The 26832-nt window shown below is 72.3% G+C and carries 22 protein-coding genes and 1 riboswitch; of the genes, 7 read left to right on the top strand and 15 right to left on the bottom strand.

Translation table 11 applies throughout. The features are described 5' to 3' along the window. The first annotated feature begins 24 nt into the window (after positions 1 to 24). Genes E1287_RS10270 through E1287_RS10255 form a run of 4 tightly spaced genes read left to right on the top strand, consistent with a single transcriptional unit; the run spans position 25 to position 3420 of the window. The gene (locus tag E1287_RS10270) at positions 25 to 771 is read left to right on the top strand and encodes an enoyl-CoA hydratase family protein (RefSeq protein WP_131964642.1); all 747 of its coding nucleotides are present in this window, start codon (positions 25 to 27) and stop codon (positions 769 to 771) included. After that, the gene (locus tag E1287_RS10265) at positions 768 to 1631 is read left to right on the top strand and encodes a CoA-transferase (protein ID WP_131964641.1); all 864 of its coding nucleotides are present in this window, start codon (positions 768 to 770) and stop codon (positions 1629 to 1631) included. Before E1287_RS10270 ends, E1287_RS10265 begins: the two co-directional genes overlap by 4 nt. Next, on the top strand, positions 1628 to 2359 hold the full coding sequence (locus tag E1287_RS10260; protein WP_131964640.1) for a CoA-transferase: 732 nt from the start codon (positions 1628 to 1630) through the stop codon (positions 2357 to 2359). Before E1287_RS10265 ends, E1287_RS10260 begins: the two co-directional genes overlap by 4 nt. After that, complete coding sequence (locus tag E1287_RS10255; protein WP_131964639.1) at positions 2359 to 3420, top strand: nitronate monooxygenase; 1062 nt, start codon at positions 2359 to 2361, stop codon at positions 3418 to 3420. Before E1287_RS10260 ends, E1287_RS10255 begins: the two co-directional genes overlap by 1 nt. Positions 3421 to 3497: 77 nt before the next feature. Here E1287_RS10255 and E1287_RS10250 read toward each other — a convergent pair whose 3' ends face one another. From E1287_RS10250 to E1287_RS10220, 7 genes are all read right to left on the bottom strand, one after another. After that, positions 3498 to 4508 (bottom strand): aldo/keto reductase, encoded by a 1011-nt coding sequence (locus tag E1287_RS10250; protein WP_131964638.1) that lies wholly within the window; start codon positions 4506 to 4508, stop codon positions 3498 to 3500. Between the two features lie 19 nt (positions 4509 to 4527). Continuing rightward, the gene (locus tag E1287_RS10245) at positions 4528 to 5313 is read right to left on the bottom strand and encodes a glucose 1-dehydrogenase (protein WP_131964637.1); all 786 of its coding nucleotides are present in this window, start codon (positions 5311 to 5313) and stop codon (positions 4528 to 4530) included. Between the two features lie 99 nt (positions 5314 to 5412). Further along, positions 5413 to 6267, bottom strand: coding sequence for a helix-turn-helix transcriptional regulator (locus E1287_RS10240; RefSeq protein WP_131964636.1), 855 nt, complete (start codon positions 6265 to 6267; stop codon positions 5413 to 5415). Positions 6268 to 6290: 23 nt separating this feature from the next. Continuing rightward, the gene (locus E1287_RS10235; RefSeq protein WP_131964635.1) at positions 6291 to 7466 is read right to left on the bottom strand and encodes an acyl-CoA dehydrogenase family protein; all 1176 of its coding nucleotides are present in this window, start codon (positions 7464 to 7466) and stop codon (positions 6291 to 6293) included. 2 nt (positions 7467 to 7468) lie between these two features. Further along, positions 7469 to 8263, bottom strand: a complete 795-nt coding sequence (locus E1287_RS10230; RefSeq protein WP_131964634.1) for an enoyl-CoA hydratase-related protein — start codon at positions 8261 to 8263, stop codon at positions 7469 to 7471. 20 nt (positions 8264 to 8283) lie between these two features. Beyond that, the gene (glpK, locus tag E1287_RS10225) at positions 8284 to 9819 is read right to left on the bottom strand and encodes a glycerol kinase GlpK (protein ID WP_131964633.1); all 1536 of its coding nucleotides are present in this window, start codon (positions 9817 to 9819) and stop codon (positions 8284 to 8286) included. A 36-nt stretch (positions 9820 to 9855) separates the two neighbouring features. Next, positions 9856 to 10623, bottom strand: coding sequence for an IclR family transcriptional regulator (locus tag E1287_RS10220; RefSeq protein ID WP_131964632.1), 768 nt, complete (start codon positions 10621 to 10623; stop codon positions 9856 to 9858). Positions 10624 to 10873: 250 nt separating this feature from the next. Here E1287_RS10220 and E1287_RS10215 point away from each other — a divergent pair, with 250 nt between their 5' ends. The 3 genes from E1287_RS10215 to E1287_RS10205 all read left to right on the top strand — a co-directional run bounded on the left by E1287_RS10215 (position 10874) and on the right by E1287_RS10205 (position 15044). Beyond that, complete coding sequence (locus E1287_RS10215) at positions 10874 to 11725, top strand: MIP/aquaporin family protein (protein WP_131964631.1); 852 nt, start codon at positions 10874 to 10876, stop codon at positions 11723 to 11725. A 39-nt stretch (positions 11726 to 11764) separates the two neighbouring features. Then, the gene (gene glpK, locus E1287_RS10210; protein ID WP_131964630.1) at positions 11765 to 13282 is read left to right on the top strand and encodes a glycerol kinase GlpK; all 1518 of its coding nucleotides are present in this window, start codon (positions 11765 to 11767) and stop codon (positions 13280 to 13282) included. A 118-nt stretch (positions 13283 to 13400) separates the two neighbouring features. Further along, a complete protein-coding gene (locus E1287_RS10205) occupies positions 13401 to 15044 on the top strand; it encodes a glycerol-3-phosphate dehydrogenase/oxidase (RefSeq protein ID WP_131964629.1) in 1644 nt (547 codons plus the stop codon). Here E1287_RS10205 and E1287_RS10200 read toward each other — a convergent pair whose 3' ends face one another. The 8 genes from E1287_RS10200 to E1287_RS10165 form a co-directional block, all read right to left on the bottom strand. Next, positions 15045 to 16199 (bottom strand): acetyl-CoA C-acetyltransferase, encoded by a 1155-nt coding sequence (locus E1287_RS10200; RefSeq protein ID WP_131964628.1) that lies wholly within the window; start codon positions 16197 to 16199, stop codon positions 15045 to 15047. Positions 16200 to 16224: 25 nt separating this feature from the next. Further along, on the bottom strand, positions 16225 to 16842 hold the full coding sequence (locus E1287_RS10195; protein WP_131964627.1) for a TetR/AcrR family transcriptional regulator: 618 nt from the start codon (positions 16840 to 16842) through the stop codon (positions 16225 to 16227). A 10-nt stretch (positions 16843 to 16852) separates the two neighbouring features. Further along, entirely contained in the window at positions 16853 to 17632 is a 780-nt protein-coding gene (locus E1287_RS10190; protein ID WP_131964626.1) for an SDR family oxidoreductase, read from the bottom strand. Next, on the bottom strand, positions 17629 to 18810 hold the full coding sequence (locus E1287_RS10185) for an acyl-CoA dehydrogenase family protein (protein ID WP_131964625.1): 1182 nt from the start codon (positions 18808 to 18810) through the stop codon (positions 17629 to 17631). Before E1287_RS10185 ends, E1287_RS10190 begins: the two co-directional genes overlap by 4 nt. Before the next feature lie 24 nt (positions 18811 to 18834). Further along, positions 18835 to 20079 carry a glycosyltransferase gene (locus E1287_RS10180; protein WP_131964624.1) on the bottom strand — a complete coding sequence of 415 codons (1245 nt, stop codon included), beginning with the start codon at positions 20077 to 20079 and terminating at the stop codon, positions 18835 to 18837. After that, positions 20063 to 22996 carry a CDP-glycerol glycerophosphotransferase family protein gene (locus E1287_RS10175; RefSeq protein ID WP_131964623.1) on the bottom strand — a complete coding sequence of 978 codons (2934 nt, stop codon included), beginning with the start codon at positions 22994 to 22996 and terminating at the stop codon, positions 20063 to 20065. The genes E1287_RS10180 and E1287_RS10175 overlap by 17 nt, the downstream gene beginning before the upstream one ends. A gap of 225 nt (positions 22997 to 23221) precedes the next feature. Further along, entirely contained in the window at positions 23222 to 23977 is a 756-nt protein-coding gene (locus E1287_RS10170; protein WP_131964622.1) for a CHAP domain-containing protein, read from the bottom strand. Between the two features lie 11 nt (positions 23978 to 23988). Continuing rightward, positions 23989 to 24124, bottom strand: a riboswitch (cyclic di-AMP (ydaO/yuaA leader). Between the two features lie 466 nt (positions 24125 to 24590). Further along, entirely contained in the window at positions 24591 to 26489 is a 1899-nt protein-coding gene (locus tag E1287_RS10165; RefSeq protein WP_131964621.1) for a SpoIIE family protein phosphatase, read from the bottom strand. Positions 26490 to 26832 lie beyond the last annotated feature (343 nt).

Below are 26832 nucleotides of genomic sequence, written 5' to 3'. Positions count from 1 at the left end.
AAATGTTTGGTGGAAAGGTAGCGCATGGGAGTCTCCACCACGACCCTGGACGGGGTCGCCGAGATCGTCGTGGCCGCGCCGCCGGTCAACGCGCTCACCGTCGCGGGCTGGTACGAGCTGGCCGGCGCGGTGCTCGCGGCGGGCCGCGATCCGGAGGTCGGCGCGGTCGTGCTCCGCGCGGAGGGACGGGGCTTCAACGCCGGGGTCGACATCAAGGAGATGCAGAGCACGGAGGGCCATGCCGCCCTCGTCGGCGCCAACCGCGGCTGCTACGCGGCCTTCGCGGCCGTGTACGACTGCGAGGTTCCGGTCGTGGCGGCCGTCCACGGGTTCTGCCTCGGGGGCGGCGTCGGGCTCGCGGGCAACGCCGACATCGTGATCGCCTCGCGGGACGCCTACTTCGGGCTGCCCGAGGTGGACCGCGGTGCGCTCGGCGCCGCCACACATCTGGCGCGGCTCGTCCCGCAGCATCTGATGCGCGCGATGGTCTACACGTGCCGCAACGTCACGGCCGAGGAATTGCACCATTACGGGTCGGTGCTGGAGGTCGTCCCGGAGGACGAACTGCGCGGCAAGGCTATGGAGGTCGCCGCGGACATCGCCGCCAAGGACCGGTACGTGATCCGGCGCGCCAAGGAGTCGCTGAACGGAATCGATCCCGTCGACGTCAAGCGGAGCTATCGCTACGAGCAGGGGTTCACGTTCGAGCTCAACCTCGTCGGCGCCGGAGACGAGCACCGCGACGCCTTCGTCGCCAAGGGGGCCGAATGAGCGGCAAGGTGATGTCGGCGGAGGAGGTCGCCGGGTCGCTGGAGAGCGGCATGACCGTCGGGATCGGCGGCTGGGGGTCGCGGCGCAAGCCGATGGCGCTCGTCCGGGCGATCCTCCGCTCCCCCGTCACCGACCTGACCGTCGTGACCTACGGGGGGCCGGACGTCGGGCTGCTGTGCGCGGCGGGCAAGGTCCGGCGGCTCGTCACCGCGTTCGTCACCATGGACTCGATCCCGCTGGAGCCGCATTTCCGGCGGGCGCGGGAATCGGGTGCCATCGAGCTGACCGAATACGACGAGGGCATGTTCATGTTCGGGCTGTACGCGGCGGCGCACCGGCTGCCGTTCCTGCCCACCCCGGTCGGGCTCGGCTCGGACGTGATGAAGGTCAATCCCGAGCTGAAGACCGTCGTGTCGCCGTATGAGGACGGACGGGAACTGGTCGCCGTCCCGGCGCTGACGATGGACGTGGCGCTTGTTCATATGAACCGAGCCGACTCCCGCGGCAACGCCCAATATCTCGGCTCCGACCCCTACATGGACGACCTGTTCGCCAAAGCGGCTGACCGTACTTATGTGTCGTGCGAACGGCTCGTCGACACCGGCGAATTCGCCAAGGAAGGGCCCGTCCAGTCGCTGCTGATCAGCCGCGCGCAGGTCGCCGGAGTCGTGGAGACGCCGAACGGCGCGCACTTCACCGACTGCGCGCCCGAATTCGGACGGGACGAGGCGTTCCAGAAGCTCTACGCGCAGTCGGCCGCCGATCCGGAGAAGTGGGCGGTGTTCCGGGAGCGATTCCTGTCCGGCGATGAGGCCGCCTATCAGGACGCCGTCCGCGTCTGGCAGGAGGAAAACCGGTGAGCGACGTGACGAGGGCGGAAGTGTGCGCGGCGGCGTGCGCCGATCTGTTCCGCGGCGACGGGGAGATCGTCGCGGCGGCGGTGGCCGGGTTCGTGCCGATGCTCGGGTCGCGGCTGGCGCGGGCGACGTTCGCGCCCGATCTGCTGACCACGGACGGAGGTCCGTCGCTGAGCGCCGAGCCCGTCCCGCTCGGGTCGTCCGCGGCGGTGGCCGAGGGATGGCTGCCGTTTCGCGAGCATTTGTGGCTCGTCCTGAACGGGCGGCGGCACGTGGTGATGGGGCCGAGCCAGATCGACGCGCACGGCAACACCAACATCTCGTGCATCGGGGATTGGGAACGTCCGTCGCGGCAGTTGCTCGGAGTGCGCGGCGGGCCGGGCAACACGTTGCTGAACCCGACGAGCTACTGGGCGCCGAAGCACTCGACGCGGGTGTTCACCGCGAAGGTCGACATGGTGAGCGGCGTCGGCTGGGACCGGGGAGCGCACGAGATCCGCGCCGTGGTGACCAACCTCGCCGTGCTCGACTTCGACACCCCTGACAAGCGGATGCGGCTTCGCTCGGTGCATCCCGGCGTGCGCGCCGAAGACGTGGTGGCGGCCACGGGGTTCGAACTCGTCGTCCCGGAGCGGGTGCCGGAGACGCGGTCGCCGGACGGGGAGGAGCTGCGGATCATGCGCGAGGTCCTCGATCCGAAGGGGCTGCGGGAGCGGGAGGTCCCGTCCTGATGGAGCGGGTTCTCGACACTCCGCTGACACGGCTGACGGGCGTGCGGCATCCGGTCGTCCAGACGGGCATGGGCTGGGTGGCGGGGCCGCGGCTCGTCACCGCCGTCGCGAACGCCGGGGGCCTCGGGATCCTGGCGTCCGCGACGATGACGCTCGATCGGCTCGCGGACGCCATCCACGAGGTGAAGGACCGGACGGACGCGCCGTTCGGCGTCAACCTCAGGGCCGACGCCGGGGACGCGGGCGACCGCATCGACCTGCTCATCAGGGAGGGCGTCACGGTCGCCTCGTTCGCGCTCGCGCCCAAGAAGGAGCTGATCTCCAAGCTGAAGGACGCGGGCGTCGTCGTGATCCCGTCCGTGGGCGCGCGGAGGCACGCGGAGAAGGTCGCGGGCTGGGGCGCGGACGCCGTGCTCGTGCAGGGCGGCGAGGGCGGCGGGCACACCGGCGCCGTCGCGACCACGCTGCTGCTGCCGCAGGTCGTGGACGCGGTGGACATCCCCGTGATCGCGGCCGGCGGCTTCTTCGACGGACGCGGCCTCGCCGCCGCGCTGGCGTACGGGGCGGCGGGCGTCGCGATGGGGACCCGGTTCCTGCTGACGTCCGACAGCTCCGTCCCGGACGCGGTCAAGCAGGTCTACCTGAAGACCGGCGAGACCGTGGTGACCCGCCAGGTGGACGGCATGCCGCACCGGGTGCTGCGCAGCGGGCTGGTCGACGCGCTGGAGGGGTCCGGACGGGTCGGCGGCCTGGTCCGGGCGCTGCGCAACGGGGCCCGGTTCAAGAAGCTGTCCGGCATGTCGTGGCGCGAGATGATCGTCGACGGGAAGGCGATGAAGCGCGGCAAGGACCTGACGTGGTCGCAGGTCCTCATGGCCGCGAACACCCCGATGCTGCTGAAGGCGGCGATGGTGGACGGCCGCCCCGACCTCGGCGTCATGGCGTCCGGCCAGGTCGTCGGCGTCATCGACGACCTGCCCACCTGCGGCGACCTGATCGACGGCATCGTCCGGCAGGCGGCGGAGGCGATCGCCGCCCAGCAGGCTCTGCTGGCGCGCTGACCCGCGGCGAGCCCGGCCAGGCCGTCCGGCTGTGCGGCACGGCCTGGCCGGTCGCCGCGTCACCGCCCGCCCGAGCGTCAGTAGCGGCCGCCCACCGGTGCGGGGACGCCGTCCAGTTCGGCCAGGTCGGCGGGGGTGAGGTCCAGGTCGGCGGCGGCCGCGTTGTCGCGCAGGTAGCGGGGCTTCTTGGTGCCGGGGATCGGGAGGACGTGGTCGCCCTGCGCGAGCGTCCAGGCGATGGCGACCTGCGCCGGGGTCGCGCCGTGCCGCTCGGCGACGGCCTTGACGACGTCCACGATGCGCAGGTTGGCCTTCAGCGCCTCCTCCTGGAAGCGCGGGTTGCCGCCGCGGAAGTCGTTGGTCTCGAAAGCGGCGCTGGTGACCGTCCCGGTGAGGAAGCCGCGGCCGAGCGGTGAGTACGGCACGAACGCGGCGCCGTTGCCGGCGCACCAGGAGACCACGTCGCCCGGCCCGTCCTCGGTGGACGGGGTGTCGCCGGGGACGCCGCCCGCGAGGCCGCCGGGGGCGCCCATCGCGTCGCGGGTCCAGAGCGACAGCTCCGACTGGACGGCCGCGACCGGGTGGATCGCGTGCGCCTCCGCGGCCTGCGCCACGCTGACCTCCGACAGGCCCAGCCTGCGGACCTTCCCGGCGGCGACCAGCTCGGCCATCGCGCCCCAGGTGTCGGCGAGCGGCACGGCCGGGTCGACCCGGTGCAGGTAGTACAGGTCGATGACGTCGATCCCGAGGCGGCGCAGGCTGTCGTCGGCGGACGCCTTGACGTGCGCGGGCGTGCCCCGCCTGGCGATGCCCATGCGGTCCGCGTCCGTGACGACGAGGCCGGTCTTGGTGGCGACGACCGCCTCGTCGCGGCGTCCGGCGAGCGCGCGGCCGACGAGCGCCTCGTTGTGGCCGTCGCCGTAGGGCTGCGCGGTGTCCAGGAACGTGACGCCGATGTCCAGCGCCTCGCGGATCAGCGCGACCGACACGTCGTCGTCGCGCTCGGACGCGGCGTACGCCCAGCTCATCCCCATGCAGCCGAGTCCGACCGCGCCGACCGGCGTGCCCGCGAAATCGCGATTCCTCATAATTCCTGCCCCTTCGTTCTCAAGCCGTCGCCGTGGTCAGCCGGGAGGGCCCGGCGACCGCGGCCACCAGGCCGCCGTCCACGATCAGGTCCTGGCCGTTGACGTAGGCCGCGTCCGCCGAGGCGAGGAACGCGACCGCCCCGGCCACCTCCTCCGGCGTGCCGATCCGGCCGGACGCCACCTGCGCGCGGATCGCGTCCGCCTCGTCCGCGGGGACGGCGCCACGGTACATCGGCGTGTCGATGTAGCCCGGGCTGACCGAATTGACCCGGACGCCCCGCGGCCCCAGCTCCGCCGCCAACGTCCGGGTCAGGCTCTGCACGGCCGCCTTCGTCGCCGAGTAGACCGAGCCGATCGGCAGGCCGCGGTGCATCGTCCACGACGCGTTGATCACGATGGCGGCGTCCGGGGCCAGCAGCGGCAGCGCCTTCTGGACGGTGAAGAACACGCCCTTGAAGTTGACGTCGACGGCGTTGTCGAAGTCGGCCTCGGTCGTCTCCGCGGCCGGGCCGAACACGGCGATGCCCGCGTTGGCGAACACGACGTCCAGGCGGCCGTGCCGTTCCCGGACGGTCTCCATCAGCGCGTCCAGGTCGGGCAAGCTGGCGGCGTCGGCTCGTACCGGCAGGACGCGGTCTCCGGCGTCCAACTCCTTGGCGGCGGCGTCGAGGCGGGCCTGGTCGCGGCCGGTGATGACGACGGACGCGCCCTCGTCCAGCAGCCGTCGCGCGGCGGCCAGGCCCATCCCGCTCGACCCTCCGGTGATCAATGCGGTCTTGCCCGCGAATCGTGAGCTATGTGTCATGCCGTCGATCGTGCCGGGGCCGGAGGAAGGGCGGCAGAGTCCGTTTATCGTGGGTGTGGCACCACCAGGCTCGCCGGGCGGGCCGGGCGGGTGGCCGGGTCAGCCGGCGGCGGCCAGGCCCCGGCGGGCCGTCAGCCGTTCGAGGCGCTCCAGCGTCCCCGTCCCCGGGCGCGGGTTGTAGAGGACGAGGTCCTGGCCGGGACGGTCGGCGAGCGGCAGCACCGTCGACTCGAAGATCATCTCACCGGCGTCCGGATGCCGGATCGCCTTCACCGCCTGCGTCGCGGCGCTGACCTCGTGCCGGTGCCACAGCTCGGCGAACTCGTCGCTGACGGCCAGCAGGTCCCCGGCGATCCGGGCGAACTCGGGGTCGTCGGGGTAGCGGGCGGCGTCGGCGCGGAACCGTCCGACGACGTCGGGCGCGACGGCGGCCCACTGCATGTGCAGGTCCCGGTACCGGACGCTGGTGAAGAACGTGATCAGGCAGTTGTGGTCGGTGCCGCCGTAGCCGAACACGTCGCGGGCGGAGTCGTTGAACGCGATGAGGTTCCAGTGCCGGTCGCGGATGTAGGCGGGGCGGGGCGACCAGGCGTCCAGGAGCCGCCGCAGCTCCGGGGTGAGCGGCGCGACGGGGGCCGCCCCTGCCTGGGGCGGGTTCAGGCCGGCGAGCAGGTAGAGGTGCCCGCGTTCGGCGTCGTCCAGGCGGAGGGCGCGGGCGATCGCGTCCAGGACGTCCCCGGACACCCTGATGTCGCGGCCCTGCTCCAGCCACGTGTACCAGGACACCCCGACGCCCGCGAGGACGGCGACCTCCTCGCGGCGCAGGCCCGGCGTGCGGCGCCTGCCACCGTCCGGCATCCCGACGTCGGCGGGCGTGAGCCGGGCGCGGCGCGTCCGCAGGAAGTCACGGAGCTGGTCATGGCGGTGGCCCGAGGCGGGTGTCGAACTGGACATATCGCCACGATATCCGCCGCCCGTCAGCCCTCCAGGAGGCGGCGGCCGATGATCATCTTCTGGATGTCGGCGGTGCCCTCGCCGATCAGCAGCATCGGCGCCTCCCGGTAGAGGCGCTCGATCTCGTACTCCCGGGAGTAGGCGTAGCCGCCGTGGATGCGGAACGCGTCCTCCACGACCTCCTTGCAGTACTCGCTGGCCAGGTACTTCGCCATTCCCGACTCCAGGTCGTTGCGCTCGCCGGAGTCCTTGCGCCGCGCCGCCATCACCATCATCTGGTGCGCGGCCTCGACCTTGGTGGCCATCTCCGCCAGGCGGAACAGGACGGCCTGGTGCTCGGCGATCGGCTTGCCGAACGTTTCGCGCTGCCGCGCGTAGGCGAGGGCCAGCTCGTAGGCGCGCATGGCCACGCCGCAGCCGCGCGCCGCGACGTTGACGCGGCCGACCTCGACGCCGTCCATCATCTGGTAGAAGCCGCGGCCGGGCGTCCCGCCGAGGACCTGCGCGGACGGGATCCGGTACCCGTCGAAGACCAGCTCGGTGGTGTCGACGCCCCGGTACCCCATCTTGTCGATCTTGCCGGGCACGGTCAGGCCGGGCGCGACCTCGCCGAACCCGGGCGTCTTGTCGACGAGGAACGTCGTCATGCCGCGGTGCCCGGCGGCGGGGTCGGTCTTGACGAGGGTCGCGACGAGGTTGGCGGACGCGCCGTTCGTCAGCCACATCTTCTGGCCGTCGATGACGTGGTGGCCGTCGCCGTCCGGGACGGCGCGCGTCGTGATCGCCGAGACGTCCGAGCCGCAGCCCGGCTCCGACATCGAGAACGCGCCCCTGATCTCCCCGGTCGCCATCCTCGGCAGGTAGTGCGCCTTCTGCTCGGCGGTGCCGTGCTGGGCGATCATCCAGGCGACGATGAAGTGGGTGTTGACGATGCCGGACACGCTCATCCAGCCGCGCGCCAGCTCCTCGACCGCGAGCGCGTACGTCAGCAACGACTCGCCGAGCCCGCCATGCTCCTCGGCGATCGTCAGGCCGAAGAGCCCGAGCTTCTGCATGCCGTCCACGATGGCCTGCGGGTACTCGTCGGCGTGCTCCAGCTCGGTCGCGACGGGGAGGATCTCCCTGTCTACGAACGCGCGCACGGTCGCGATGATCTCCCGCTGCTCGTCCGTCAGCCCGTGGGTCTGCTGCAGTCTCATCGTCAGCGGCCCTCGAAGCGGGGCGGGCGGCGTTCGGCGAACGCGGCGCGGCCCTCGGCGAAGTCGGCGGTGCCGAACAGCGCGGCCTGCGCCTCGCCCTCGGCCTCCAGCAGGCGCCCCAGGCTGTCGCCCGTCCGCGCGAGCAGGCGCTTGGCGGCGGCGACCGAGAGCGGGGCGAGGGCGGCGGCCTCGGCGGCGAGGTCCAGCGCGGCGTCCAGGGCCTTGCCGGCCGGGACGAGCGAGTCGGCCAAGCCGATCTCGTAGGCGCGGAGCGCGGGGACCGTCCGGCCGAAGACGAGCATCTCCTTGGCGCGGCCCGTCCCGACGCGCTGGGGCAGCGACCACAGCAGGCCACCGTCCGGGACGAGGCCGACCTTGCCGAACCCGGCGACGAAACGGGCGTCCTCGGCGGCGACCACGTGGTCGCAGACGGCGGCGAAGGAGACGCCGAGCCCGGCCGCGGCGCCTTCCACGGCCGCGATCACGGGCTTCGCGCAGGTCGTGATGATCTGGACGGCCTCGTGCAGCGGCGCGAGCCTGGCCTTGACCTCGTCCGGCCCGGCGCCCTCCATGGACCGGACGTCGCCGCCCGCCGAGAACGTCCCGCCCGCGCCGGTGAGCACGATCGCCCGGACGCCGGGGTCGCCGGCGGCGCGCCGCAGCTCCTCCGCGAGCCGGTGCCGCGTCGGGACGTCGATCGCGTTGCGCGCCGCGGGACGGTTGAGCGTGATCACCCGTGCCGCGTCATGGTCCGCCACCGTGACCACGTCGCGGCGGGACGCCTCCGCGTCGCTCATCGACCCCTCCTCGGAATTTTCTATACAATATCGGGTTGGCCGGTGGAGTCGTCGCCGGGGCGGATCCAGTCGAAGGTGCGTTCCACGGCGCGCTTCCAGTTGTCGTACTCGGCGGCGCGCCGTCCGGGCTCCATCGCCGGGACCCACCGGGCCGCGCGGTGCCAGTTGCGCCGCAGCCCTTCGAGCCCCGCCCAGTAGCCGACGGCGAGCCCGGCGGCGTAGGCGGCGCCGAGCGACACCGTCTCCACGACCATGGGACGTTCCACCGGCACGTTCAGCATGTCGGCGACCATCTGCATGACCAGGTTGTCGGACGTCATGCCGCCGTCGGCCTTCAGCTCCTTCAGGCCGAGCCCGGAGTCGGCGTTCATCGCGTCCACGACCTCGCGGGTCTGCCAGGCGGTCGCCTCCAGCACGGCCCGCGCCAGATGCCCCCGCGTGATGTAGGACGTGAGGCCGACGATGATCCCGCGCGCCTCGCTGCGCCAATGCGGCGCGAACAGGCCGGAGAACGCCGGGACGATGTAGCAGCCGCCGTTGTCGTCGACCGAGCGGGCGAGGGTCTCGATCTCCGGGGCGGTGGTGATCAGGCCGAGGCCGTCCCGGAACCACTGGACGAGCGCGCCGGTGATCGCGATCGAGCCCTCGAGCGCGTAAACCGCGGGCTCGTCGCCGATCTTGTAGCCGACGGTCGTGAGCAGCCCGTTGTCGGACTTGATCGGCGTGGTGCCGGTGTTCATCAGCAGGAACGCGCCCGTCCCGTAGGTGCACTTCGTCTCGCCCGGGGAGAAGCACGTCTGCCCGAACAGCGCGGCCTGCTGGTCGCCGAGCGCCGCGCCGATCACCACGCCGGGGAACACGCGGCGGGCCGTCCCGTAGGTCTCGGTGGACGACCTGATCTCCGGCAGCATCGCCCGCGGCACGCCGAAGAAGTCGAGGAGGCCGTCGTCCCAGCTCAGGGTGTGCAGGTCCATCATCAGGGTGCGTCCGGCGTTGGTCACGTCGGTGACGTGGACGCCGCCGTCGACGCCGCCGCTGAGGTTCCAGATCAGCCAGCTCTCCATCGTGCCGAACAGCACCTCGCCGCGTTCGGCGCGCTCCCGCAGGCCGGGCGTGTGGTCGAGCAGCCACCGGACGCGCGGCGCGGAGAAGTAGGTGGCGAGCGGCAGCCCGCTGCGCTCGGCGACCATCGCGGCGCCGGGGGCGCGGGACAGCTCGTCCACGAGCGCGCCGGTCCGCATGTCCTGCCAGACGATGGCGCGGCCGATCGGGACGCCGGTCAGCCGGTCCCACAGCACGGTCGTCTCACGCTGGTTCGCGATCCCCACGGCCGCGATCTGCGCCGTCGTGACCCCGGCCTGGGCGAGCGCCTCGGGAGCGATGCGTTCGAGGTTGCGCCATATCTCCATCGGGTCGTGCTCGACCCAGCCCGGCTTCGGGAAGTGCTGCCGGTGCTCGCGCTGCGCGACCGACACCAGGCGTCCGGCGTGGTCGAACAGGATGCAGCGCGTGGAGGTGGTGCCCTGGTCGACCGACATCACGAAGCGCTCGGTCACGGCCGGCCCCCTCCCCCGGAAGGCGCGGCCGCGGCGTCACCAGCGCGAGCCGCCGAGGTCCCGGGAGACCGCGCGGGCCGCGTCCCGGACGAACGCGACGAGCCTCGGCTCGGGGACGCGGCGCGCGTCGCAGACCCGCTCGACGGCGCCGGAGACGCCGATCGCCCCGACGACCAGCCCGCCGTACCCGCGGATCGGCGCGGCGACCCCGGCCTCGCCGATGGACAGCTCCTCGATCTCGGCCGCCCACCCGTTCTCACGCACGCGGGTGGCGGCCCGTGCGAGTTGGCGCGGATCGGTGATGGTCCGCCTGCAGTACGACTCCAGGACCGTGTCGCGGATGGACGCGGCGGCGTTGGCGTCGTGCGCGAGCAGCGCCTTGCCGAGCGCGGTGGCGTGCAGCGGGAGCAGGGAGCCGACGTCCATGGCCTGGAGCGTGTCGTCCGGACGGAACACGTGGTGGACGACCAGGACCTTGCCGTCCAGGAGCGTCCCGATGCGGACGGCCTCGCCGCTGCGGGAGGCGAGGGCGTCGGCCCAGTTGATGGCGCGCGACCGCAGCTCGTTGACGTCCAGGTAGCTGGTGCCGAGATGGAGCAGCGCGGCGCCGAGCTGGTACTTGCCGCTGCCGCCGTCCTGCTCGACGAACCCGACGCGCTCCAGCGTGCGCAGGATGCCGTGCGCGGTGCCGCGGGCGAGTCCCAGGGACGCGGCGATCTCGCCGACGCCGAGCCGGCCCGAACTCGCGGCGAGCAGGCGCAGGATCGCGGCGGCGCGCTCGATCGATTGCACAGGTCCCGGCACGAATCCGATGCTAGTTCCACGAGCAGGATGCCGACAATGTCGGCACCCGCCGTCATGACCGCCCTACATGGCCTGAACTGCCCGGATTCTGGGATCTGGTGCACGTACTGGAGGGTAACTGCCGCCGGGCTCCGGCGAAAGTGTTCGACATTGTCGGCAGGCTCCCGTTGTCCGCCGGTCCGCCCCGGCTTACCGTCCTGCCCAACCCTCGCGGGCCGCGTCCAGCCCCCCAGCGTCACGAGGAGTGCCCATGGCGGAACGACCCAGAATCCCCGCGCTCGCCGGCGAGCTCGCAGCCGAGTTCGCCGGCACCATGATCCTCATCCTGTTCGGCGTCGGCGTCGTCGCGCAGGCCGTCGCCGGCAGCGGGCTCGGCGATCCGCAGAGCCTCGGCGGCCACGACAGCATCGCCTGGGCCTGGGGGCTCGGCGTGACGCTCGGCGTCTACGTCGCCGCGCGGATCAGCGGCGCGCACCTCAACCCGGCCGTGACCATCGCCCTCGCCGTGTTCAAGGAGTTCGCCTGGCGCAAGACGGCGCCCTACATCGCCGCGCAGACCGCGGGGGCGTTCGTCGCGGCGCTGATCGTCCGGTGGAACTACAGCGAGATCCTCAACAAGTTCGACCCCGGCCTGACGATCAAGTCGCAGGGCGTCTTCTCGACGCTGCCGGGCAACGGCGGCCTTCCGGTCGGCACCTGGGGCGCGTTCCGCGACCAGGTGATCGGCACCGCCATCCTGCTCTTCCTGATCAAGGTCCTCACCGACGCGCGCAACAGGCCGCCGCTGGCGAACCTGGCCCCGTTCCTGATCGGCCTCGTGGTGGTCGCGATCGGGATGGCGTTCGGCTCGGCCGCCGGGTACGCGATCAACCCCGCCCGCGACTTCGGCCCTCGGCTCGCCTCGTTCCTCACCGGATACGGCGGCGCGTGGCGGGACCAGTACGGCGACCTCTACTTCTGGGTGCCGATCGTCGGGCCGCTCATCGGCGGCGTGCTCGGCGCCGGGCTCTACAAGCTCCTCATCGGACGGTTCCTTCCCGACGAGGACGCGGTCTCCCCCGACCTGCCGGCCAAGCCCGAACCCGAGTACGAGAAGACATGAGCCGTCCCGTCCAGCATCCCGTCCCAGGAGAGATCACGCATGGCTGACTTCGTCGGAGCGCTCGACCAGGGCACCACCAGCACCCGCTTCATGATCTTCGACCACGGCGGGAACGAGGTCGCCCGCCACCAGCTCGAACACGATCAGATCCTGCCCCAGGCGGGATGGGTGGAGCACAATCCCACCGAGATCTGGGAACGCACCCGCGCCGTCATCCAGTCGGCGCTGCACAAGGCCGATCTGAGCCACACCGACCTGGCCGCGCTCGGGATCACCAACCAGCGCGAGACGACCGTGGTGTGGAACCGGCGGACCGGGCGTCCGTACTACAACGCGATCGTCTGGCAGGACACCCGGACCGACCGCATCGCGTCCGCCCTGGAGCGGGACGGCAAGGGCGACGTCATCCGCCGCAAGGCCGGTCTCCCTCCGGCCACCTATTTCTCCGGCGGGAAGATCCAGTGGATTCTGGAGAACGTCGACGGCGTCCGCGAGGCCGCCGAGAACGGCGACGCGATCTTCGGCACGACCGACAGCTGGATCCTGTGGAACCTGACCGGCGGGACGGACGGGGGCGTCCACGTCACCGACCCCACCAACGCCAGCCGCACCATGCTGATGGACCTGGAGACCCTCACCTGGGACGACGAACTCCTGTCGTTCTTCGGCATCCCGCGCCAGATGCTGCCGCAGATCAAACCGTCCTCCGCGCCCGAACCGTACGGGATGACCCGCACCGACGGCCCGCTCGGCGGCGAGGTCCCGTTGACGGCCGCCCTCGGTGACCAGCAGGCGGCGACGGTGGGGCAGGTGTGCTTCGCGCCCGGCGAGGCCAAGAACACCTACGGCACCGGCAACTTCCTGCTGCTCAACACCGGTGAGGAACTGGTCCGCTCCTCGCAGGGCCTCCTGACGACGGTGTGCTACCAGTTCGGCCAGAACAAGCCCGTATACGCGCTGGAGGGGTCGATCGCGGTGACCGGGTCGGCGGTGCAGTGGCTGCGCGACCAGCTGGGCATCATCTCCGGCGCCGCGCAAAGTGAGGCCCTGGCCCGCCAGGTCGACGACAACGGCGGGGTGTACTTCGTGCCCGCCTTCTCCGGCCTGTTCGCCCCCTACTGGCGCTCGGACGCCCGCGGCGCCATCGTCGGCCTGTCGCGCTTCAACACCAACGCCCACCTGGCCCGCGCCACCCTGGAATCGATCTGCTACCAATCCCGCGACGTGGTCGAAGCCATGCGCGAAGACTCCGGCGTCGCGCTGGACGTGCTCAAGGTCGACGGCGGCGTCACCGCCAACGAACTGTGCATGCAGCTGCAGGCCGACATCCTCGGCGTCCCGGTCTCACGCCCGGTGGTGGCCGAGACCACCGCGCTGGGCGCCGCCTACGCCGCCGGCCTGGCCGTCGGGTTCTGGACCACCACCGAGGAACTGCGCCGCAACTGGAACCAAGACCGCCGCTGGGAACCCACCTGGGACGACGACCAACGCAGCCACGGCTACGCCGGCTGGAAGAAGGCCGTCACCCGGACGCTCGACTGGGTCGACGTCGACTAGGTCCGTCCCGCCGGGTCGCGGCGCGTTGTCGTCCGGTTGTCCGGGACGTTCTCCGGGCGACGGCTCGCCGCAACCCGGCCGCACGACACTCGAACCGATCTCTCGTCGGGAGCATGCAGTGACATCCGTAGCCCTCGGACCGCGGTACCGGGAGGACGCCCTGCGCGGCCTCGCGGACACCGAGTTCGACGTCCTGGTCGTCGGCGGCGGCATCGTCGGCGCCGGCACGGCCCTCGACGCCGTCTCCCGCGGCCTGTCCGTCGCGCTCGTGGAGGCGCGGGACTGGGCGGCCGGGACGTCCGGACGCTCCAGCAAGCTGATCCACGGCGGGCTGCGCTACCTCGAACAGCGCGACTTCGGTCTTGTCCGGGAGGCGTTGCGGGAGCGCGGCTTGCTTCTGCACCGGCTGGCGCCGCATCTGGTTCGTCCCGTCCAGTTCCTGTATCCGCTGCGCAACCGGGTGTGGGAGCGGGCTTACGTCAGCGCGGGCGTCACCCTGTACGACTCGCTGGGCGGGGCCCGCGCGCTCCCCCGGCACCGGCAGCTGACGAGGCGCGGCGCGCTGCGGGAGGCTCCGGCGCTGCGCTCGGACGCGCTGATCGGCGCCATCCAGTACTACGACGCGCAGGTGGACGACGCCCGCTACACGATGATGGTCGCCAGGACGGCCGCGCAGTACGGCGCGAAGGTCGTCACCCGCGCCGAGGCGACCGGGTTCCTGCGCGAGGGCGAGCGGGTGACCGGCGCCCACGTCCTGGACCTGGAGGGCGGACGGGAAATCGCCGTCCGCGCCAGGCGCGTCGTATGCGCGACGGGCGTGTGGACGGACGGCGCCCAGGCCATGACGGGCTCCCGCGCGTCGTTCGCCGTCCGGGCGTCCAAGGGCGTCCATCTGGTGGTGCCGCGCGACCGGATCCCGATGGAGACCGGGCTGATCACGCGGACGTCCAAGAGCGTCCTTTTCATCATCCCGTGGGGGCGGTACTGGCTCGTAGGGACGACCGACACCCCGCACGAGGACGGCCCGGACGAACCGGTCGCCGACCACACCGACATCGGCTACCTCCTCGACCAGGCGAACGCCGTCCTGCGGACCCCGCTGACCCACGACGACATCCAGGGCGTGTACGCGGGTCTCCGGCCCCTGCTCTCCGCCGAGGTGGACGACACGACGCGCCTGTCCCGCGAGCACGCCGTCGCCGAGCCCGTGCCGGGCCTCGTCGTCGTGACCGGCGGGAAGTTCACCACGTACCGGGTGATGGCGCGGGACGCGGTCGACGTCGTCGCCGAGGGGCTGGACGACGCCGTCCCCGAGTCGGTCACGGGCCGGCTGCCGATCATCGGCGCGGTCGGGTTCGAGGTGCTGTGGAACGAGCGGCGCCGCCTCGCCGCCGAGTCGGGGCTGCACGTCGCGCGGGTCGAGCACCTCCTGCGCCGGTACGGCTCGTGCGCCCGCGAGGTCCTGGGCCTGGTCGCGGACGACCCGGCGCTCGGCGGCCCCGTCCCCGGCGCCGAGGACTACCTGTGCGCCGAGGCCGTCTACGCGGCGACGCACGAGGGCGCCCTGCATCTGGAGGACGTCCTGTCCCGGCGGCTGCGCGTCTCGATCGAGCAGCGGGACGGCGGCGTCGCGGCCGCCTCGCACGTCGCCCGCCTCCTCGCCCCGGCGCTGGGCTGGGGCAACGAGGAGATCACCGACCAGATCAAGCGCTACGTCCTGCAGATCAGGACGGAACGCCGCGATACTCTATCCGCGGCGTAGTCAGAGGCGTTCGAGGATGGTCGTGTTGGCCTGGCCGCCGCCTTCGCACATGGTCTGCAGGCCGTAGCGTCCGCCGGTGCGCTCCAGCTCGTGCAGCAGGGTGGTCATGAGGCGGGCGCCGGTGGCGCCGAGGGGGTGGCCGAGGGCGATGGCGCCGCCGTTGGGGTTGACCTTCGCCGGGTCGGCGCCGGTCTCCTTCAGCCAGGCGAGGACGACGGACGCGAACGCCTCGTTGATCTCGACGGCGTCGATGTCGTCCATGCTCAGGCCGGTCTTCTTGAACGCGTGCGCGGTGGCGGGGATCGGCGCGGACAGCATCCTGATCGGGTCCTCGCCGCGCGCGGAGAGGTGGTGGACGCGGGCGCGCGGGGTGAGGCCGTGGTCCTTGACGGCCTGCTCGGAGGCGATGAGGAGCGCGGCGGCGCCGTCCGAGATCTGGGACGAGAGCGCTGCGGTGAGCCGCCCGCCCTCCACGAGGGTCTTCAGGCCCGCCATCTTCTCCAGGGACGTGTCGCGGCGCGGCCCCTCGTCGGCGGCGACGCCCTCACAGGGGACGATCTCCCGCTCGAACCGGCCCTCGTCGATCGCGCGGATCGCCCGCCGGTGCGACTCGTAGGCGAACGCCTCCATGTCCGCGCGGGAGATGTCCCAGTCGCGGGCGATCATCTCGGCGCCGTTGAACTGGGAGACCTCGGCGTCGCCGTAGCGGCGTGTCCAGCCGGTGGAGCCCGCGAAGGGGCCCTGGGTGAAGCCGAGCGGCTCGGCGGCGGTCATCGCGAACGCGATCGGGATCTGCGACATGTTCTGCACGCCGCCCGCCACGACCAGGTCGGACGTCCCGGACAGGACGGCCTGCGCGGCGAAGTGCACGGCCTGCTGCGACGACCCGCACTGCCGGTCGACCGTGACGCCAGGGACCTCCTCGGGCAGCCCGGCGGCGAGCCAGCAGGTGCGGGCGATGTCGCCGGCCTGCGGGCCGACCGCGTCCACGCAGCCGAACACGACGTCCTCGACGGCGGCAGGGTCGACCTCGGTGCGTTCCATCAGCGCCGTCAGCACGTGCGCGCCGAGGTCGGCGGGGTGCACGCCGGACAGGCCGCCGCCGCGCCGCCCGACGGGCGCGCGCACAGCGTCGACGATGTATGCCTCGGCCATGGGGGTGTCTCCTTCGTACGGGGGCCTAGCTCGCCTGGATGCCTTCGAGGAACATGGCGAGGTACTGCTTGGCGATGTCGTCGGCGGACAGCCGCCCGCCGCGCTTGTACCAGTTCGCGGCGACCCAGACGGTGTCGCGGATGTACCTGTAGACGAGGTCGGGGTCGAGGTCGGCGCGGAACGCGCCCTCCTGCACGCCCCGGCGCAGCAGCGACAGCCACATCTCCTCGAACCGGCGCCGGGAGTCGTGCAGGTAGCGGAACCGCTCGCTGTTCCCGAGGTGCTTGGACTCGTTCTGGTAGAGGACGACGGCGGGACGGTGCCGGTCGATCGTCCGGAACGACTCCACGACGATGCCCTCGAGCGTGTCGCGGGCGCTGAGCCCCGACTCCAGGACGCGGTCGTAGGCGGCCCACATCTCGTCCAGGAACGTCGACAGGATCTCGTCCGCCATCGCCTCCTTGGAGTCGAAGTGGTAGTAGAGGCTGCCGCCGAGGATCCCGGCGGCGTCCGCGACCTTCCGGACGGTGGTGGCGGAGTAGCCCTGGGAGGCGAACACCTCGGCGGCCGTGGCGAGCAGCTCGGCCCGCCGTTCCGCGCGGGCGGCGGCGGTGCCCTCGGCGTCGCGCCGTCGTGGACTCATCAGTGGGTTCCTATGGGTGCTGGGAGGAGACGGAGACGACCTCGCCCGTCATGTACGAGGAGTAGTCGCCGGCCAGGAAGACGATGACGTTGGCCACCTCCCATGGTTCCGCATAGCGGCCGAACGCCTCGCGGCGCGTCAGCTCGTCCAGGAGGTCTTCGGACGTGACCTTGACGAGATGCGGGTGCATGGCCAGGGACGGCGACACGGCGTTGATCCGGACGCCGTACTCGGCGGCCTCCAGAGCCGCGCAGCGGGTGAGCGCCATCACCCCGGCCTTGGCGGCGGCGTAGTGCGACTGCCCCTTCTGCGCCCGCCAGCCGATCACCGACGCGTTGTTGACGATGACGCCCGCGCCCTGGCCGCGCATGACGCGGAGGGCGGCGCGGGTGCAGCGCATGGTGCCGTTGAGGGTGATGTCGAGGACGCGTCCCCACTGGTCGTCGGTCATGTCGACCAGGTCGGCCGTCCCGCCGAGGCCGGCGTTGTTGACGGCGACGTCGACGCGTCCGAACCGCTCGACCGCGAGGGCGTAGAGGGCCTGGACCTGCTCCTCGGACGTGACGTCGCAGGGCAGCGAGGCGACGCGCTCCGCGCCGAACTCCCTCTCGAGCTCCCGGACGGACGCGCTGAGCCGCCGCTCGTGCGTGTCGGAGATCAGGACGCGGGCGCCCTCCTCCAGGCAGCGGCGGGCGGTGGCGCCGCCGATCCCCGCCCCGGCCGCCGCGGTGATCACGACGGCGCGGTCCTTGAGGAGATCGTGCCCGGGGACGTATCGGGGCGGGGTCATCCGCGTGCCTCCCTGGGCAGGCCGAGGACGCGCTCGGCGATGATGTTGCGCTGGATCTCGTTCGACCCGGCGTAGATCGTGTCGGCGCGGGAGAACAGGAAGAGCCGCTGCCAGTCGTTCAGGTCGTAGGGCTCGCCGTCCGCGACGAGACCGGCGGCGCCGAGGATGTCCATGGCGAGCTCGCCCAGCTCCCGGTGCCAGGTGCCCCAGACGAGCTTGGAGATGGACGACTCCGGGCCCGGCGCGCCTGCGGCGACGCCCGCCATCGTGCGCACCGCGTTCAGCCGCATGATCTCCAGCCCCATGTACGCCCTGGTCAGCCGGTCGCGGAGCAGCGGATCACCGAGCGCGCCGGTGCGCCGGGCCAGCTCGGCGACGCCGTCGAACTCGCGCCGGAACCCGACCTGCTGGCCGAGCGTCGCGACGCCCCGCTCGAACCCGAGCGTGGCCATCGCGATCTTCCAGCCCTCCCCCGGCGCGCCGACGATGTTGGACGCGTCCGTGCGGGCGCCGTCGAAGAACACCTCGTTGAACTCGGACGTGCCGGTGAGCTGGACGATCGGCCGGATCTCGACGCCGTCCCGCCGCATCGGGACGAGCAGGTACGACAGGCCATGGTGGCGGGACGAGCCCGGCTCGGTGCGGCAGACGGCGAAGCACCAGTCCGCTTCGAGGGCCAGGGACGTCCAGACCTTCTGGCCGTTGATCACCCAGTGGCCGCCGTCGAGTTCAGCGCGGGTCTGCACGTTGGCGAGGTCGGAGCCCGCGTCCGGCTCGGAGTAGCCCTGGCACCACAGCTCCTCGACGGCGACGATCGGCGGGAGGAAGCGTGCACGCTGCTCGTCGGTGCCGAACGCGATGATCGTGGGGCCGAGCAGGTTCTCGCCGATGTGGCCGACCCGGGCGGGCCCGCCGGCGAGCGCGTACTCCTCGTTGAAGATCACCTGCTGCTCGACGGTGGCGCCGCGCCCGCCGTGCTCCTCGGGCCAGCCCACGCACGTCCAGCCGGCGGCGGCCATGTGCCGCTCCCAGGCGAGCCGCTCCTCGAACGCCTCGTGCTCGCGTCCGGGCCCGCCCAGCCCGCGGGCGTGCGCGAACTCGCCCGCCAGGTTGGCGCGGAGCCAGTCGCGGACCTCGGCGCGGAACGCCCGGTCCGCCGGGGACTCGTTCTCCTTCACGCCGCGAACTCTACCAAACACTTGTTAGAAAGAATCACCCTCCATGGCGGGCTCCTTCTCGCCCTCCACGGGCTCTTCCACCACGTCGCCGGACGCCAGGCCGGACGGGAGATCGCGGTGGAGCAGGTCGAACAGGCGGTCCCAGCGGTCCAGCACCGTGTCCGGGTGGAATCTCAGCACCGAGGTCCGGGCCTCGGCTCCGAGGGTCCGGCGCAGGTCCGGGTCCTCGATGAGGCGGGCCAGTTCCCGGGCGAACGCCGTGGTGTCGCCCGGCTCGACCAGCACGCCGCCGCCGTGCTCGGCGGTGAGGAGGGCCCGGACGCCGGGCGCGCAGTCGAACGCGACCGTCGGGAGCCCGTACGCCATCGCCTCCAGCACCGACATCGGGAAGCCCTCGGCCCGCGACGGGAGCGCGAAGATCGACGCCTCGACGAGCGCCTCCTCCACGTCCGCGACGACGCCCCTGAACTCCACCGAGCCGGACAGCCCGGCCGCGTCCGCCTGCGCCCGCAGCCGCTCGCCGTCCGGCCCGCTGCCGTAGACGTGCAGCCGCCAGCCCGGATGGCGCGCGGAGACCCGCTCCCACGCCTCCAGCATGAGGTCCACGCCCTTCTCGTAGGAGAGGCGGCCGACGCACGCCACGACGGGGAGGTCGAGCGTGGGATGGACGTCCGGCGTGACGTGCAGCGCGTTGGGGATGTAGTCGACGTTGGTCATGCCGTTCCGCGCCCAGGCGTCGGCGTCCTCGGCGGTGAGGACGAGCATCCGGTCGACGTCCGCGTAGTTCTCCCTGACCCGGCGGTACCGCGACGATGCGCGGGTGGCCGCGTACGACTCGTGGCTCATGCCCACGACCCGCAGCCCGGCCGTGTCGGCCAGCCGGACCCATTCCATCGCCCACACCTGCGCCGCGATCACGACCGCGCCCGGCCGGGCGGCGGCGAACAGCTCCGTCAGGCGGGCGGCGCCGCGCCGCTGGGCCGCCCTCCGCCACAGGTCGCGTGCGCGGGACGCCGCGTCCAGGCGCTGCCGGAGCGTCGCCGGGCGCCAGGCCATCGCGGGCGGACGCCACTCCCCGTGCAGCACCTCGACGGCGTAGGAGCCGTCCCGGCCGTGGTGGTACGGCCGCGTCCCGCGGGTGATCCCGACGAGGGTGACGCGGTCGCCGCGCCCGGCGAGCAGCCGCGCCATGTGATGCGCCCAGCGCTGCAGCCCGCCCATGTCGTCGGCGTTGTTGCACACGATGAAGACGTCACGCGGTGCTGCCATCGCGTCCCCCCTTATGGCGGCGTTCTGCCCTGCGGCGCGGCCGGGCGGCCGGGAAATAGCGGTCCGCCACCGTGCGGGCGGCGGCGCCGCGGTCGTGCTCGCCGAACCGCTCGGCGAACGCGCGGCGGCGGGGGGCGTGGACGGCGTCCGCGCCGTCGAGCCCGGCGAGGGCGGCGACGAGCTCGTCCTCGGTGCGGGTGATCGGGCCCGGGGCGTGCCGTTCGAGGTCGAAGTAGCCGGCGGCGCGGTCCCGGCCGTCCGGGAGGTGCAGGACGATCGGCCGGTCGAGCAGCGCGAAGTCGAACATGATCGAGGAGTGGTCGGTGACCAGGGCGTCCGCGAGGAGCAGCAGCGGGGTCACGTCGGGCACGTCGCCGACGTCCCGCATCACCGCGCCGGCGCCCGGCGGGAGGTTGGCGCGGCACAGGTAGTGGGGCCGGACGAGCAGCACGAACTCCTCCCCCAGCTCCCGCGCGAACACGCCGGGGGCGATGGGCGGCTCCAGCAGCCGGACCGGGCGGCCCCGCGGCCCGGTGGCGAACGTCGGCGCGTACAGGACGGCCCGGCGCCCGCCGTCCGCGTCCAGGCCGAGCGAGCGGCGGAGCCCGTCGACCTCGGCGGCCAGCTCCGGATCGCCGTCCACGCCGTTGACCAGCGGATCGTTGCGCGGATACCCGGCCGCGAGCAGCTCCGACCGGACGCCGAGCCCGGCGCACAGCGTCTCCACGTCGTGCCCCGACCGGACGAGGAAGCAGTCGAACCGCTCCGCCATCCGCCGCAGCCGGGCCCGTTCGGCGGCGGGGCCGCGCTTGACCCGCGGCCGGTCCTGGCCCATCAGCTTGAACGCCGACCCGTGCCAGGTCTGGATGTAGGTGGTCTCGGGGCGCTTGCGAAGACCGTCCGGAAAGCCCTGGTTGTCGACCCAGTACCGGGCCCGCGCGAGCGCCAGGAAGTAGGCCCACGATCCGCGCCGCACCAGCTTCGCGTCTCGCGGGAAGCCCTTCGGTGACGACGCGTACGACCACACGGCCTCCACGGGCCTCCCCGACCTGCGCAGCTCCCGGTAGATGTACTTCGGGTTGTCCGAGTACTGCCTGCCCATGTGGCTCTCGAAGACCACCAGGCCCTGCCGGACGGGCAGCCGGCTGAGCACCCGGTTGAACACGGCGATCTTGGTCTTGCGGGACGTCAGCGTCCGGCGGACCGCCTTCTCCGTCCGCCGCGCCCGCCGTCCGATCAGGCCCCACGCGAGCCGTCCCACCGGGGACGTGACGGCCCGGCGCGCCGCGGCCGCCGTGAGCCGCGCCCACGGGGAGCCCGCCTCCAGGACGAACGCCAGATGACCGCCGGCGGTGACGTACGAGCGGAGCCGGTCGGCGGCGAGCCTCGTCAGCCGGGGCCGGACGGGCAGTTCCACCCCGCCCAGAGGGGGTGATCCACGGCCTTCTCCGAGCCGGGTGACCACGTCCTCGCCGTCCACCCGGACGCGGAGGCGCACGTCCCAGACCGGGTCGACGAACCCGACCGGCCTGATGCGCTTCCTCGGGTCGAACTCGGCCCGCCAGGCGAGCCGGTCGCCCTCATGCCGCACGGCCGCCCGGACCCGCCCCTTCCGGGCGCGGCGCCGCCGGTCGCCGAACTCCAGAACGGCCGACAGCCGCGCGTCCGGACGGATCCGGCCCAGCGGGTTCAGCACGTGCCCCGCCATCCGGACGCGCCCGCCCCGCGCCTCCAGCAGCGTCACCGTGTTGGCCGGACGCAGCTCCTTCAGCGGCCGCAGATGGAAGCCGAAGTCGGTGACGTCCAGGATGCGGCGGCCGAGCGTCCCGCGCGGACGGGCCGTGCCCCAGAACACCCGCCCGTCCCGCTCCACGAGCTGCGCGCGGAGCTCGGGCCGCTGGACGGCGCCGCCGTGCTCGGCGGCGGCGAGCGCGGCCGCGTGGTCGCCCTCGCGGATCAGGTACGCGGCGATCGCGGGCAGCGGGTGCGCCTCCTCGAACACCCGGGGATCGAGCTCGGCCAGGTAGCCCGCCGCCAGGTCGAGGAAGCGCGACCGGTGATCCGGGTCCCGGTCGCGCAGTTCCCGCAGGTAAAGGACGAGATCGTGGTTGACGAACTTGACGTCCTTGGCCCGGCGCAGATCGTGGGCGCCGCGCAGCGCGAAGAGCATGTCGATGCGGCGGTGGATCTCCAGCCGGTCGGCGAAGTTGGCCAGGTCGGCGCGCCGGTTGGAGATGGACGGCGCCGGCGTCCGCTCCCGTACCAGCCAGTTGTAGACGCGGTGCGGGATCAGCGCCGTCCGCCCGGCCGCCAGGTACGCCTCCGCGGTGAACAGCAGATCCTCGTAGTGGAGCCGCTCAACGAACCGGAGGCCGTGCTCGTCCAGGAAATCGCGCCGGTAGGCCTTGTTGGTCGACAGCGTGTCGTAGAGCAGATCGGGATGGTCCTTCAGCGGCCCGTACACGGCCCTGCGCCGGTAGAGCCACGGATACCAGGGGCGGACGCGTCCCTCCGCGCCCGCGGGCACGTCCAGGAAGATCCGGTCGCACAGCCCGGAGGCCAGGTCCGCGCCGGCGTCCTCCGCCGCGGCGAACAGGTTGAGGCAGGCGTGCCGGTCCAGCAGGTCGTCGCTGTCGAGGAACATCACGTACCGGCCGGCGGACGCCTCGATCCCGGTGTTGCGGGGCCGCCCGCAGCCGCCGGAGTTCGACGCCAGGTGGACGGCCCTGACCCGTCCGGCATGCGCGGCGGCCAGCCGGTCGGCGGCCTCGCCCGTCCCGTCGGTGCTCCCGTCGTCGACGATCACCGTCTCGACGCCGCCCAGCGACTGCTCCAGCGTGGAGGCGACCGCCCGCGGCAGCCGCCACGCGTCGTTGTAGGCGATCACGACGACGCTGACGTCCGGGCGCACCCGCATGGGCCCCCTCCCCGCGCGACCCGGCTCCGATCGGACGCGCGCACGGATTCCTTTCCCGGAACGCCGTGATGAGGTCCAAGAGCAGTCAAAGGCTGTCAATGCTTGGCATTACCCGCCTTCAGCGGCGACATGGGCGACATCCCCCTGCAACGCCCGAAGGCGCCCGGCCGGAACCGGACGCCTTCGGATGACGCCATTCTGATCACGCGGTCCGCGCGGATCGGGTCAGGACGCGTAGTCGGGATACCCGTAACCGACGATCTCGGACTTGTCGCGGGTCTTCTTGTTCACCGCGTTCTCCGTGTTGCCCTCGATCGTTTTCACGGTGCCGTTCCCGTTGTCCTTGACGACGAGGCCGACGTGGTCGATGTCGCCGATGTCACCGCGCGAGCCCTTGTCCCAGTCGAAGAACACGACCGCGCCGGGCTTGGCGGTCTTGCCCCAGCGGTCGGTCTTCTTGAACCACTTGGCGTGCTGGACGGTGTAGGCGTCCCAGCCCATGTTCTGCACGCCGGTCTGGGCGCCGAGCCACGAGACGAACATGTTGCACCACTGGGCGCCCTTGTAGTCGTTGACGGAGAAGCCTCCGTCCCGCTCAGCGGTCGCGGCGGCGTGCGGGGTCGACACGTACCACTTGTGGAACTTGGTCATGCCGCCCTTGCCCTCGGAGATGCCGACCTGCTTCTCCGCGAGCTTGATCACCTCGTCGGGCTTGACCGCGCGCGGCGGGACCTTGAAGCCCTGGGCGCGGGCGTCGGCGGCCGAGAGGGTCCCGGCCTTGTCCGACTTGGCGGACACGCCGCCCTTCTCGGCGACCGCCGCCGCCTGGGCCGAGGTCTGGGCCACGGCGCGGTCGTCGGTGAGCGGGTTGAAGATCGCGAGCCCGACGGCTCCCGCGAGCACGGCGCCCAGGGCGACGCCGACGGCCTTGTCCTCGGGCGTGAGGGTGTTCAGGGAAAGTCGATCGAAACGACCGGTCATGCGGGGAATCTCCTATCTCCCATGACGCCTACCGGGTTAGCTGACGGATTCGGGCATGGAAGCAGCCCTACGGCGCGGCTCTAGGACGCGCCGATTCACCCCTGGAACCTGGGTCCCCGGCTCCGTTCCGGTCGGCTTGACCGGGACGGACTCGGCCTCGCACCGCCTGCGCGGCGCATACGGATTGATCTCAGTGACTGATCTTGATCTGACCGCGCGCCTCGGTGGGCGCGCATCGCGGGCGGTATCCGCTCCGCGATCCTCGGCCGCGCTTGGCACGGCCGGAGCAACGCATGGGACGCGTTGCGTGATTCGGTAAGAAGGTACCAACCTTCTCAAAGAAAGCAAATCAGGCACAAAACTCGGTCTTGCCTGCTCAAAGCCCTCTCAAGGAAGAACCAACACCGTCAGGTCGCGGGCTGTTCCCGATCTTTCGAGAACTGCCCCTCAGCCCTTTGCCCGCCGGACTTACCCGCCACCTCGCAAATGGTAAAGAACGGCTGCTCCAGGCCGCCCGGCGCCCGCCAATCCGGCCCCGTGCGGACCGTCCGGGCCCGTCCAGGTGAGGCGCACATCACAGTGGGCGATGATCGCAGCTCAGAGGTGGTTCCGGTCACTCCACGTGCACGGCGAAGAGCGTGGTGTCGTCCGCCGCCCGGTCGTGCTCCATCCGCGCGAGCACGTCGTCCAGCATCAGCTCGGGCTGCGTGGCGCAGTCCCGCAGGATGCCGGTGAGGCGGGCGATCCGCTCGTCCAGGTCCGCGTCCCGACGCTCCACGAGGCCGTCGGTGTAGAGGAACAGCATGTCGCCTGGGCTGAGCCGGGTCGTGATCGTCATGTACTCCCAGTCGGGCATCGCGCCGAGCATCGGGTCGCGGACGACCTCCATCGGCACCGCCCGCCCGTCCCGGATCAGGATCGGCGGCGGATGCCCCGCGCACGTCCACTCCAGGACGCGCCCGCGCGCGTCGAACTGGGCCACGACGGCGGTGCCCGTCGCCGGCGGGTCCATGCTGCTCACCAGCTCGTTCAGCCAGCCCACCAGCCGTCCGGCCGGCTCCCTCGTGCAGGTCAGGCCCAGCAGCCCGTTGCGGGTGCGCGCCATCGCCGCCGCCGCGGGCAGGCCGTGCCCGGCCGCGTCGCCGATCGCGAACATCGACCGGCCGTCAGGCAGCGACCGGGTGGCGAACCAGTCGCCGCCGATGCGGGCGGTGCTCTCCGCCGCCAGCGCGCGGATCGCGGTGCGCAGGCCCGGCAGCTGCTCCACCTCGTCCTCGTCCGGCAGGATCGCGCGGCGCAGCGTCACCGCCACCCGCCGCTCCTGCGCCATCCGCTCCTGCTGCTTCAGCATCTGCCGCCGGGTCTCCGCCAGCGCCCGCTCCACGCCGCGCCGCCGCGTGATGTCCTGCGAGACGATGTTGATCGACACCGGCAGCCCGGACTCGGCCAGCACCGGCTCGGCGAACACCCACAGGTGCCGCGGCGCCCCGTCCTGGCCGATGACGCGGTGCTCCGCCTCCACCGGCTCCCGGCGGGAGAACATCGTCTGCACCGCCTCCTCGACCAGCGGGAGGTCGTCGTCCGCCACCACCTTCGGCAGGTCGTGCGGCATCGGCGGCACCTCGTCCGGGGAGAGCCCGTAGTTGGCCAGCATCTGCGGCGTCCAGGCCGCCTCGCCGGTGGCGAGGTCCCACTCGCCGAACCCGATCAGGGCCAGCCGCTCGACCCGCTCCAGCCGCCGCGCGACCCGGTCCTCGCGGTCGTGGTAACGCCAGGTCACGCACACGCCGGTCGGCACCGCGACGCACCGCACGCTCATCCGGGACGTCCGGGACAGCCCGCGCTGCGCGGTCGTGTACTGGTTCAGGGAACGTTCCAAAGGCGTCCCGCTCTCCAGCACCTCCACGTACTGGTCGAAGAGCCCGCTCAGCACCGCGCCGGGGTCGGTCTGCAGCAGCCGGCGCCCGGCGAGCTCCTCCCGTCCCCGCCCGAACATGTCGCGTGAGACACCGTTGAGATCCACGAACAGGAAGTCGGCCACGCTCCCATCGGGCCCCCGGACCGGCACCATATGGGCGGACGAGTCGAGCGCCCCGTCGAGCACGGCCCTCGCCGCGGGGTCGTCCGGCACCCGGGCCAGGATCTCCGCGTCCCCCGCGGTGTCCTCGGCCGTCACCCGGCGCAGGACGTCCTCGGCCTCTGACAGCACGGCCTGACGCTCCACCGCGCCGCCCTCGGTGCGGGGCGCCTGCCGTCCCGCCGCCACCGCCCCGACCGGCCCGGCGCCGCCGTCCTTGACCAGCAGCGAAGCGGCCTCGCTGAGCTCCATGTCCAGATCGCGCGCGAGCCAGATCAGATGCTGCAGAGCCTCGCCCGGCGGCACCCCGAGCCGCCGGGCCAGCACGACCCGCGCCTCGGACAGCACCGCCCGGTCGTGCGCGGCGTCCCGCAGGTCGTCAAGATCCGCAACGTGCACCCCGGGCTGCGCCCAGGTGCCCTCCGCATCCGCCAACCCTGTCCCCCGTTCGGCGCTGGTGCCTGGGAGAAAAAAGCTACATACGTCAGTGACGAACAATCCGCTCAGAACAGCACAAACCGCCCAGTTCTTTGCCCGACTTTTCCCTTCACGCCCGAACTTGACCGGTACCGGTGACCGTCCCCGGAGACAACTGTTCCCCGCCCTGTGACTCAGGTCACACCAGTTGCGCCGTGAGCTCCGTGACCCGCGCCGCCGCCGTCCGGAACGACGTCCCCGCCGGATGCAGCGTCAGCACCACCACGATCTTCTCCCCCACCACTCCCGTGGTGTGCAGCACCGGCCGCCCGATCCCGAGATCCGTCCACGCCACCTGCTG

The sequence above is a fragment of the Actinomadura sp. KC06 genome (genome assembly GCF_004348735.1).
Taxonomy (GTDB): Bacteria; Actinomycetota; Actinomycetes; order Streptosporangiales; family Streptosporangiaceae; genus Spirillospora.
The sequence above is the reverse complement of the archived record's forward strand: the minus strand, read 5'-3'. Positions and strand labels throughout refer to the sequence as shown.